This is a genomic window from Streptomyces sp. NBC_00075 (genome assembly GCF_045041225.1).
GTDB classification, from domain to species: Bacteria; Actinomycetota; Actinomycetes; order Streptomycetales; family Streptomycetaceae; genus Streptomyces; species Streptomyces adonidis.
Genome location: NZ_CP108243.1, coordinates 7,287,268 through 7,298,408 on the forward strand (window position 1 = coordinate 7,287,268; position 11,141 = coordinate 7,298,408).

5 protein-coding genes are annotated in these 11,141 nt (G+C 71.6%); 3 read left to right on the plus strand and 2 right to left on the minus strand.

The genetic code is table 11. From position 1 onward, the window contains the following. Nucleotides 1-97 precede the first annotated feature (97 nt). The 3 genes from OG787_RS31965 (at nucleotide 98) to OG787_RS31975 (ending at nucleotide 6,115) form a co-directional block, all read left to right on the plus strand. Nucleotides 98-2,980: a glycosyl hydrolase 115 family protein gene (locus tag OG787_RS31965; protein ID WP_405540652.1), complete on the plus strand. Its 2,883-nt coding sequence runs from the start codon at nucleotides 98-100 to the stop codon at nucleotides 2,978-2,980. A 146-nt stretch (nucleotides 2,981-3,126) separates the two neighbouring features. Further along, nucleotides 3,127-3,804: a cinnamyl alcohol dehydrogenase gene (locus OG787_RS31970; protein WP_405537420.1), complete on the plus strand. Its 678-nt coding sequence runs from the start codon at nucleotides 3,127-3,129 to the stop codon at nucleotides 3,802-3,804. 7 nt (nucleotides 3,805-3,811) lie between these two features. Next, the gene (locus tag OG787_RS31975; RefSeq protein ID WP_405537421.1) at nucleotides 3,812-6,115 is read left to right on the plus strand and encodes a glycosyl hydrolase family 95 catalytic domain-containing protein; all 2,304 of its coding nucleotides are present in this window, start codon (nucleotides 3,812-3,814) and stop codon (nucleotides 6,113-6,115) included. 90 nt (nucleotides 6,116-6,205) lie between these two features. Here the strand turns inward: OG787_RS31975 and OG787_RS31980 are convergent, their stop codons facing one another. After that, nucleotides 6,206-7,312 (minus strand): mannose-binding protein, encoded by a 1,107-nt coding sequence (locus OG787_RS31980; protein WP_405537422.1) that lies wholly within the window; start codon nucleotides 7,310-7,312, stop codon nucleotides 6,206-6,208. A 216-nt stretch (nucleotides 7,313-7,528) separates the two neighbouring features. After that, nucleotides 7,529-10,924, minus strand: a complete 3,396-nt coding sequence (locus tag OG787_RS31985; protein ID WP_405537423.1) for a hypothetical protein — start codon at nucleotides 10,922-10,924, stop codon at nucleotides 7,529-7,531. Nucleotides 10,925-11,141: the final 217 nt, after the last annotated feature.

Sequence of the window (11,141 nt, forward strand, 5' to 3'; positions counted from 1 at the left end):
TCTCGTGCCGCACCACGAACCCCGGAACCGGTCACAGCAACCACAACCGCCGCAGGCCCCGTCCCTGCCATGGACTCGCAAGTCGTTCCTGCGGGGCCTGGCCGCCGCCGGAGCGACCCCGCTGCTCCCGGGGCTGCTTCCCGCAACCGCCCACGCCGCGCCCCCTGATCTCATCGGCAGACCCGAATTCCCGCTGGTACACGGCGGGTTGGCCACCGACATCTTCGTCGACGCGGCCGACGACCCCACCGTGATACGCGCGGCCGGAGACCTCCAGGCGGACGTCGAACGGGTCACCGGCATCCGCCCCCAGCTGGTCCACGCCCTGCCCCGGCAGGCGCCGTACCTCGTCGTGATCGGCACGATCGGCGCGAGCCCGGTCATCGACCGGCTCATCGCCCAGGGCCGCCTCGACGTCTCCCGGGTGAAGGGGAGTTGGGAGGCGTCGGTCACTCAGGTCGTCGACCGTCCGCTGCCCGGGGTGGACCGCGCCCTGGTGATCGCGGGCAGCGACCGGCGTGGCACGGTCTACGGGATCTACGACACCTCGGAACGCATCGGCGTCTCTCCCTGGTACTGGTGGGCCGACGTCCCGGTGGAGCACCGCGACGAGGTGGCCGTGCCGACGGGCCCCTTCGTCCGCCACGAGCCCTCGGTCCGCTACCGGGGCATCTTCGTCAACGACGAGCAGAACCTGACCACTTGGTCCCACCGCACCCAGGAGCCGGACAAGAACATCGGCCCGGAGACGTACAAGCGCGTCTTCGAACTGCTCCTCCGCCTCAAGGCCAACTACCTCTGGCCGGCCATGCATCCGTACTCCGACTTCTTCAACAAGCACCGCGAGAACCCCGAACTCGCCGAGCGGTACGGCATCGTCGTCGGCTCCAGCCACCCCGAGGCGCTGCTCCGGAACGGCGTCCACGAATGGGACCCGTGGGCGGCGGAGCACCCGAACGCCGATGGCACCCTGCCGGTGTACGACTACACGGTGAACCCCGGTGTCATCTCGGACTACTGGAGAGCCCGGGCCCGCCAGAACGCCTCGTACGAGAGCAGTTGGACGCTCGGGATGCGCGGTCTGCACGACACGGCGCTGGAGACGAAGTACGCCACGACGATCCCGGAGAAGGTCGTGGTGATGAACGACATCATCGCCGACCAGCGCCGCATCCTGACCGAGGAGGTCGGCCTGGCTGCCGAGCCGCAGATCTTCATCCCGTACAAGGAGGTGCTGGACCTCTACAACGCGGGCGTCCAGGTGCCCGACGACGTCACGCTCATCTGGCCGGACGACAACCACGGCAACATGCGCCAGTTGCCGAACGACGCCGAGCGGCGGCGCGAAGGCGGCAACGGCATCTACTACCACCTCTCCTACTGGGGCCGCCCGAAGAGCTACCTGTGGCTGGACACCACCCAACTCGCCAAGGTCTGGCAGGAGTTGCGCCGGGTGTACGAGCACGGCGCCGACCGCATGTGGATCTTCAACGTGGGGGACGTCAAGTCGATCGAGACCGGCCTTTCCTTCGCCATGGACGTCGCCTGGGACGTGGACAGATGGGGCGCGGACGATGTGGAGGGATTCCTGGTCGAGTGGGCGGGCCGGCAGTTCGGGCGCCGGCACGGCCGCGAGATCGCCGCGATCCGTACCGAGTACTACCGCCTCGCCGCCGAACTGCGCCCGGAGTTCATCGCCAAGGGGCTGGTCTCGGTGGTCCACCACGGTGACGAGGCGGGCCGCCGCATGGATGCCTACACCCAACTCCTTGAGCGGGCCCGGACCTTGGGCGCCAAGTTGCCCGAGGCCTACCGGGACGCCTACTTCGAGCTGGTCGAATACCCGGTGCACGGCGCCTACTTGATGAACCTGAAGTACTACTGGGCGGACCGCAACGCCCTCGCGCTCCGCCAGGGACGCGGCGCCGGGACCAACCGCTTCGCGGACCTGGCCGAGGCGGCTCATACGACCGAGGCGGCGCTCACCAAGCGCTACAACACCGAGGTCGCGGGCGGGAAATGGGACGGGATCATCAACCCGTACCCCTCGCAGATCCCGAAGGCGCCGGGCCGCCCGGCCGTCAGCAGGGTCGCCCGGCAGGAGACGTCGGGGCTGGGGGTGGCGTCCGAGGGCAACGAGACGGGGACGGCTCGCCCGCTGTCCTTCTTCTCGGGCACCCGGGACCGGCGCTTCGTGGACGTCTTCAACACCGGCTTCCTGGAGGTGAGTTGGACCGCCGAGGCCAGTCATCCCTGGGTCCTGCTGAGCGAGTCGGGCGGTTCCGTCACCGACCAGACCAGGGTGTGGGTGGAGATCGACTGGGACCGGGTGCCCGAGGGGACCTACGACGCGACGGTCACGGTGAGCGGAGGCGACGCCGGGCAGCGTGTCGACGTACCGCTGAGTGTGCGCAACGACGGCGAACGGGCGCGCCGTCGGGCTCGTGGGTTCGTCGAGGCGCACGGGTACGTCTCGATCGACGCCGTGCACACCGACCGCCGGGTGGCGCGCGGCGGGGCCCGCTGGCGTACCGTGCGCGGGCTGGGCCGGCGTATCGGCGCGGTGAAGGCGGTGCCGTCGACGGCGGCGCCGGTCACCGTCGAATTCGCCGCGCGGGCACCGGAGTTGAGGTACCGGGTGCGCTTCAGCAGCACCGGTACCTTCCCGGTGACCGTCTTCCGGCTGCCGTCGCTCGACGAGCGGGGGTACCGGCGGGTCGCCGTGTCTCTCGACGACCAGCCGGTGACGGTCCTGTCGGGGCAGTCCGTCGCCACGGGCAACCGGGGGGACGCCTGGGCCCGCAATGTGGAGGACGGTGTGGAGAGACTGACCGCGACCGTGACGGTTGCCGAAGCCGGTGAGCACGTCCTGCGGGTCTTCATGGTCGACCCGGGGATCGCCGTCGACCAGATCGTCATCGACACGGGCGGACTGCCGGTCAGCTATCTGGCTCCGCCGGAGAGTTATCGCCCCGTCTAGGTGGTGGCGGAGTGCAGGAGATTACATCGGATCTATCTTCGGCTTGACGTGAGCGTTGACGCCCATCTGGGCCAGTTCTAGGCTCACCCGACAGATAGATCCGATGAATCGCCAATACTGGACCATTAGCGGAAGGGTGATTTGGCATGCCCATGACTCCATCGAGGCGCACGATTCTGGCAGCCGGAGGCTTACTCGCCGGAGGTACTGCCTGGCTGACGCCCCAGGCTGCGGCCGCGGCCGCCGCCGCGTCCCCCACGGACGGCTGGACGAAGACGGCCTTCACCTATGGCATGCAGAAGCCGTGGAACCTGGCCCTGAGCGACCGGTACAGCAACAGCGGCGGCGTCCACCGCATGTGGGTCTACGACACCGACGAGCCCATGTCCGAGGGCAGTTCGACCGACCCGCGCACCGAGATGCGCTGGCGCCAGGAGTACACGTCGGGCCGCCACATGTGGGACGCCGACGTGTACCTCCCGTCCGGCACGAACGGCGCGACCTTCGTGCAGATCCTCCGCGTGATCCACCCCGAGGGCACCCCGGCCACGGACTTCATGCTCAACGCGTACAGCGGGAGCGGCGGCACGGTACGGGCGTACGACAGCACGGTCCTGAAGACCGACGCGTACGACACGTGGTTCAACGTCAAGCTCGCGCACGACGCGTCGGCGGGCAGCGTGAACGTCTATTTCGACGACGAGTTGGTCCTCACGAGGGCCGACCGGGGTCCCGCCACCCGGCACTTCAAGAACGGCGTCTACCACCACGGCAGCGGACGGGCCGAGGCCCGCTTCCGCAACATCACCTACTGGACGCGGTGATCCGGCGATGACCTCCAGAAGAGCGGTCATCGGATCGGCGCTGGCCGGGACAACGGCCGCTGCCCTGCCGGGAGTTGCCCAGGCGGCCGGGAGCGCGGGTGTCGCCGCCCCTCCTCCGGGCGGCCGTTGGAAGCTGCGCAACCGGATGGACTCGGACGCCGCCTGGGCGGACTTCCTGCGGCGGCAGGATCTGCTGTGGCGCAGGGTGCCCACGCTGTGGCACGAGGGTCCGTTCCTCGGGGACGGGCGGCTGGGCAGCATGATCTACCGGGAGCCGGGCGCGAACGCGATCCGCTTCACCGTCCAGCACGGCGAAGTCCAGGACCACCGCCCGGAGTTCGGCAGCGGCTGGGGCACCTGCCGCCTCCCGGTCGGACATCTGACCCTGGACCCGGTCGGCACCATCACCGCCGTGGACTGGCGCCTGAGCCTCTGGAACGCCGAACTGACCGGCACGATCACCACGGACAAGGGCACGCTGACCCTCACCGCCCTCATCCACGACGGCGTCCTCGCCGCCCGTGTCACGGCGTCCGGGGACGAGGAGGTCCACTGGACCTTCCACCCCGAGGAGGCCATCAGCCCGCGCAGGATCAGCGAGGCCCCGCCGACGGGATACGTCCCCAACCCGCCCTGGACCACCGGGTCGACGGGCGACGGCATCGAGCAGGTCCTCCAGCCCCTGACCGGAGGCGGCCAGACGGCCACGGCGTATCGCCGGTCGGGCTCGGATTCGGACGGCACCCTCCTCCTCACGGTCGCCCACAGCCACCCGTCCGACACCAGGGCGGGGGAGGAGTCGCTCAGGAAGATCCGCCGCGCCAGGCCGAGTTACGCGGCCCTCCGCGCCCCGCACGCCCGCTGGTGGCACACGTACTACCGCAAGAGCTTCGTCTCGTTCCCCGACGAGCGGTTGCAGAGCTTCCACTGGATCCAGCTCTACAAGGTCGCGTCGGCCAGCCGCGCGGGCGGCCCGCCGATGGCCACCTGCGGCCCCTGGCTGGAGCCCACGCCCTGGCCGGCGGTGTGGTGGAACCTCAACATCCAGCTGGAGTACTGGCTGATCCACGGCTCCAATCACCTGGAGTTGGACGCGCTGGCGACGACCGTCCGCCAGAACCAGGAGCAGCTGACCGCGAACGTGCCTGCCGCCTACCGCTCGGACAGCTCCGGAGTGGGGCGCAGCTCCGACATGTTCGCCAACCGGAACGTCGGCACACCGGGCACCGGCGCCGAAGTCGGCGACCTGACCTGGGCGTTGCACAACGTGTGGCTGAGCTACCGCCACAGCATGGACGAGAAGCTGCTGCGGGACACCCTCTACCCCCTCCTCCGCCGGGCGATCAACTACTACCTGCACTTCCTCCAGCCGGGCGACGACGGCAAACTGCACCTCCCCTCCACCCTTTCCCCGGAGTACCCGGTGATCCCCCCGAAGGACACCAACTACGATCTGTCGCTGATCCGTTGGGGCTGCACCGCACTCCTGGAGGCGGCGGAACGCCTGGGCGTCGACGACCCGCTCGCACCCCGCTGGCAGGAGACCCTGGCCAGGCTGACGCCGTACCCGGTGGACGACAACGGCTACATGATCGGCGCGGACACCCCGTACGCGCAGTCCCATCGCCACTACTCGCACCTGCTGATGGTCTACCCGCTGTACCTGGTCAACTGGGACCAGCCGGAACACCGCGAGCTGATCGAGAAGTCGGTGGTCCACTGGCACGCGCTGACCGGCTCCCATCGCGGCTACAGCTACACGGGCGCCGCGTCGCTGTACGCGATGATGGGCCGCGGCGACACGGCCCTGACCTACCTGAAGAAGTTCTTCGACACCAGCACGCGCTACCCGTGCCGGGCCAACACCCACTACACGGAGGCCGGCCCGGTCATCGAGACCCCGCTCTCGGCCTCCCAGTCCCTGCACGACATGCTCTGCCAGAGCTGGGGCGACGTCATACGGGTCTTCCCCGCCGTCCCGCCCACCTGGCCGGACGTCACCCTCCACGACTTCCGCACCCAGGGCGCCTTCCTGATCAGCGCGGTCCGTACGGCGGGCATCACGCGTTTCGTACGGATACGAAGCCTTGCCGGTGAGCCGCTGCGGCTGCGGCACGATCTGACCGGCGGGCCGGTGCGGGCGGTGCTGGACGACGGCACCCGGGCCCGTACGAAGGTGTCGGAGGACGGCACCCTCACGATCGAGCTGGCCAAGGGGCGGGAGGTGCTGCTGTACGCGGGGGAGCGGCCCGACCTGGTGATCGGGCCGGTGGAGTCGGGGGAGCGGGGGGAGGCCTGGGGGCTGCCGTAGACGCGCACCCGTTCATGCCGCGAGCCCTGCCCGACGACCGGTGTCGGTCGGTCGGGCAGGGCTCGCGCACGGAAGGGGCGGACGGGACGGTCAGGTGGACCAGACCACGGTGCCCTTGTCCACGATGACGACCTTGCCGTCGGTGCGCAGGACCAGCTTCGCGCCCGGGTGCGTGTAGGTGCCTGAGGCCCACACGGCCCGGTTGTCACCGTTGTAGACGACCAGGTTGCCGTCCTCCTGGAAGACGGTCCTGTGGTTCTTGCCGAACATCATGCTCGCCCACAGCGCCTTGTTGTTCTCGTTGTAGACGACGAGGTTGCCGTCCTCCTGCTGGACCAGTTTGATCCGGTTCGTGGTCCAGGACTCACCGACGGAGAGCGTGCTGGGAGCGGAGACGGACGTCTGCGTCCACACCGGCGCCTTGGGCGTGTCCGCCTTCTTCGTCGCCTTCGGCGTGCTCGCCTTCTTGGTCGCCTTGGCCGTCGTCGACTTGCTGCTGCCGGTGGACGGCTTGGGCTGCGACTTCTGGGGCGCGGCGGGCGTGGTGCGGGGCGAGGCCGAGGCCTTGGACTCCTTCGGGCTCGGGGGAGCCGAAGGGCGCTCGGTGGTGTAGTCGTCCGGCGTTTCGCTCGGTGCGTCCGCGCCCAGAACCGTGTCGGACTTGTCCTGCTGGGACACGCTCTGGACCGTGTCGGACTTCTTGCCGTCGTCCTTTCCGCCCATCAGCAGGAAGGGGACGGTGATCAGCACGGCCCCGACGATGGCCGCCGCGGCCAGCATCGGCTTCTTCGGACGTCCGTCGTGGGCCGTGTGGCCGTCGTTCCTGGGCGGTGTCGCACCCGCTGCCGCCGCGATGGCGGCGGGCATGGCTCCCTCGGGGTCCTGGCCGCGGGTGCTGGGCGCGGCGGTCTCGCTCGTGCCTGGGGTCGCGGCGGCACCGCTCGCGGTGGTCGTCGCGGTCGCGATGGTCGCGGCGGTTGCGGCCTCGCTGTCGGCCCCCTGGACCTGGGGAGGCGCCGGGGCCGTGGAGGTGCCGGCGGGTTCCTCCGGCAGTACGGCGGCCGGGGCGGGGGCCGCGGACCGCTCGGGCGCGGTGGACTGCTCGGGCGTGGTGGACCGCTCCGGGGCCGTCGGCCGGCCGGCCGGGGTCAGCGCGCCTTCAGGGGGCTCCGAGGAGGCTGACAGGGCGACCGCCACCCGCACACGTGGTAAACCGTTTGCGGATCCGGGGGTCGTCCCGTCCCCCTCGTTTCGTGCGCCCATCCAGTCATTCCTCTCATCAAGAGAAGTCATCTGTTCATCCAGTCACAAGATTTACCTTGCAGATGTCGTCGGGGACAACTGGAGGTGTCCACGGGGTAATTGACATGTCCTGGGCCCACAACGGTTCCCTGATGGGGTCCCCTGGTGGGATCAGTACTCGCCGACCGGCCCCGAACACCGTTCCGGCCACTCCCCGGGACCTGGTGACGTGCGGTCGGTCAGGGCGTGCTGGATCCGTTCCAGGGCCGTGCGGTCCGCGTCCTCCAGCACTCCGGACATCGTGCCCATGTCGGGGAGCTGACGGAGCAGAACCAGAGGGGCGCCGCCCTCGGTCCGTACGTCGAGGACCCTGAAGGGGGTGCCGGGGGCGAACACGATCTCCTCACCGGAGTCCAGCAGTTGCCGTACCCGGCGGCCGGTGATCGACCAGATCGCGTAGCCCACGCCCGCGATCCGGTCCTTCCCGGCCGCGTCGAGCGGCAGCCCGCTCAGCGGCGCCGGGTCCCGCAGTACCGTGCCCGGCCGCAACTCCCCATGTCCCGCCGCACCGCCGGGTCCGCACAGCACCGCTCCCCGGTACGACGGCAGCCGTCCGAGCCCGGAGGCCAGACAGGCGGCATACGGCACCAGCCGGGGCTCCCCGTCCCGCAGCGACCGGGTCAACTCCCGGTGGTCCAGCGGCCCTTCGCCGTTCTTCAGATACATCCGTACGGCGATCAGATCGGCCCGCGCCGCCTCCTGCGCGGCCCCGCGCAACGCGGGCATCCCGGCGAGGGCCCGGTTCACGGCAGCGCTGTGCCGCTCCCAGGCCGCGTCTGCGAGCGCGCGGAAGGAGGTGCGTTCTTCTTCGGTGCTCTGGTGGCGGGGGGATACGGGTACTGGGGGGAGGGGGTGTTGGGGCGCTGCGTTGGGCGCGGGCGAGGAAGTCGGTGTCGGTGTGGGTGTCGGTGTCGGACGGTGTGGAGGCCCGGCAGGGCTGGGTTCGCGTGTGGGGCCGGGGGCCGGGGTCGGTTCGCCGTCGCCTTCGCGGGGCGCGGTTCTCGGCCCGGCCTCCGCCCGGCGAGGAGGGGACGCCGGGGCCGGTGCCGCACCGGTCGTACGGTGCGGGGCGGCGGGCGCTGCGGGGTCGCGCTCCGGCTGGGGAGCGTTGCCTCCAGTGGGCTGCGCCGGGGTGGCAGGAGCGCCAACCGGGTTCGCCGTCGCGCCTGTTGTGCGGTGCGGGGCGGTGGGTCCGGTCAGCTTGGGGTACGGGATGCGTGGCGCAGCGGGTTCGCGCTCCGGCTGGGGAGCGGGGCCGTTGCTGCCGGTGACCGGCGCCCGGTACGGGGCAGGAGCGCCAACCGGGCTCGCCGTCGCGCCCGTTGTGCGGTGCGGGTCGATGGGTGCGGCCGGGTCTGGTGGTGTCGGGCGTGCTGCGGGCTCGTGCTCCGGACGGGAGGCGGTGCTGTTGCCTGCGTCGGGTGGCGTCGGTACGGCGGGAGGGGCACCTGGGCCGGCCGCTGCGGCGGCGGTAGGGGGCTGGCCGCCGGGTTCGGCGGGGCGAACTGAGGGCGGTGCCGCGGGCTCGTGCTCGGGCCGGGGAGCGGGGTCGTTGCTGACGGCGGTTGGCGCCGGGTGCGGGGTCGGGGTGGCGGGAGGGCTACCCGGGGCCGCCGGCGTACCCGTCGGCTCGGCCGGGTTCGGTTCCCGGCGCGGGGCGGGTCCGTGCCTCGGACGGGAACCGGGACCGTCGCCCCCGGTGACCGGCACCGCTGAGGCAGGAGCGTCACCCGGGCCGGCCGCTGCGGCGGCAGCAGGGGTGGGCGGTGCTGTGGGCCCGTGCTCCGGCCGGGGAGCAGGGGTGTCGGTGCTGCTGGTCGGCGCGCGGTGCAGGGCCGACGTGGCAGGAGAGCGGCCCGGGTCTGCCGTCGTGCCCGCTGTGCGGTGCGGGTCGGCCGGGTTGGGTGTCGGGTGTGCTGCGGGGCCGTTGCCTCCGGTGGCATGAGGGGGACTCGGGACCGCTGTGGCGGCGGCCGTAGGTGCTGCCTTCGGGTGGGCCGATGGTGCTGGTCCGTTTGTCGTTGCCGGGCGGGGGCCCGGGGTGTGGGGTGCCGGAGTTGCCTCCGGGCGTACGGGTGTCTCTCCCCTTGGCGCCGGGCGGGGTGAATGGGGCGGCTTGGCGAAGCGGATGACTCGGAGGCCCTGGTCGGCGGCCAGGGTGCGTAGGGCTCGGCCGCCGTCGAGGGGGGTGGCGTGTACGTGGAGGGCGGCGCGTTCGCGTACGGCGGGGGCGAGGGTTTCCAGGAGGCGGGACAGGACCGGCCATAGGGAGGAGTCGAGACGCTCGCCCGGGCGGCCGATCTCGATGACCGGACCGTCGCCGCTCACCGGGTGGACGCTGTTCGACGGCGGGGCCCCGTCACGGGGGCCCACCCACAGGCCGGCCCTGGTCGCCGTGGCCAGCCACCGGTCGGAGAGCACGACCACGCCGTTCTCGGCACCGCCGATCTCCTCCAAGGGTGGTGCCCAGTGCAGCAGCCGGGGCGGCGGAGCGTGGTCGGCGTCCGCGGAGGGCGGGCACACCGCGGCGTCCACGAACGGCACCCACACCGGCGCCCCGTCCGCACCGACCAGCACGGAACGGACACCGTACGAGCCCAGCGGCCGTTCGCTGGTGAACAGCGGCAGCCCCGTGGTCACCTCGACCTCGGACTTCAGCATCCAGGCCACCGACTGGCCGAGCCGCAGTACATCGCGTCGCCCGCCCGGGGCGAGCCGGACCTGGGACCGCACCGCGGCCGGCAGGGTGATGAGCAGTTCGGCGACCTCGGACGCCGCGACATCCTCGCCCCACGGCACGCCGACAACCACGGCCGGACGCCTGTGGTCGACGGGTATCGCGTGGAAGACATCCCCGGGCCGGGACGCGGTCGCCTCGGCCGGCCGGATCAGCAGGCCCGCCGGTATCTGGTCCACCACACAGCCGTCCGTCATCCTGGCGGGCACCCGACGCACCCCCGACTGCCAGTCGGGGGCCGGAGTGCGCGGACCCAGCAGCTCCGGCTCCTCCCCGGGCGCGAACCGCCACCAGCCGGCGCCACCGGGCGGCACGAACACCGACCCACCCGGCACCACCAGCACCTGCCCGTCGGGAGCCTCGACCACCAGCTCCCAGGCGTCCGCGATACGACGGGCCAGGGCGGGCCGCTCCGGGCGGTCGTCCCCGGCGCCGGCCATGACCAGGCGTATGGACCCGGTGCCCTCCGCGCTGAGGGTGTCGAGCAGCTCGCTCAGTCGCGGCCACAGCGCGTCCGCCGCGCCGCCCGGGGCGGTGGCGACGATCGTGACGGTGCCGTTCTCCGAGTGCAGCGTGTGGGCCAGGTCGGCGACATCGACCGGCTCCAGGGTCTCGTCCGAGGCCGGACGCAGGAGGAGCAGACCGTCGTGGTCCTCGACCAGGAGCCGCTCGGTGGGCTCGTCGGCCCCCTTGCCCAGGGGCGCCGTCCGCCCCGTCGTCGTCGCCCGGTCACCGCGGCGCCGGCCGAAGGCACCACCCCAGCGGCTCACGCCCGGCTCCCGTCGGCCGAGGCCACCGCGGCACGCTCCCGTGCGCCGGTCGCCATGGCAAGTCCTCCAGAAGACAAGACGCGTACCACCCCTTCGAACCGTTCGTCACACACCCTCGTCGGTCGGCGGCCTGCTCCACAGACATCCGGCCGGAGGTCCCTCTCGGTGGCCCGAACGCGTGCGACACATGAACGGCACGCGACAGGCGTGATCCTGG

Excerpts from the sequence above, each read along its gene's own strand:
- OG787_RS31970 (WP_405537420.1), top strand. The coding sequence starts at position 3,127 with ATGCCCATGACTCCATCGAGGCGCACGATTCTGGCAGCCGGAGGCTTA.
- OG787_RS31975 (WP_405537421.1), top strand. The coding sequence starts at position 3,812 with ATGACCTCCAGAAGAGCGGTCATCGGATCGGCGCTGGCCGGGACAACG.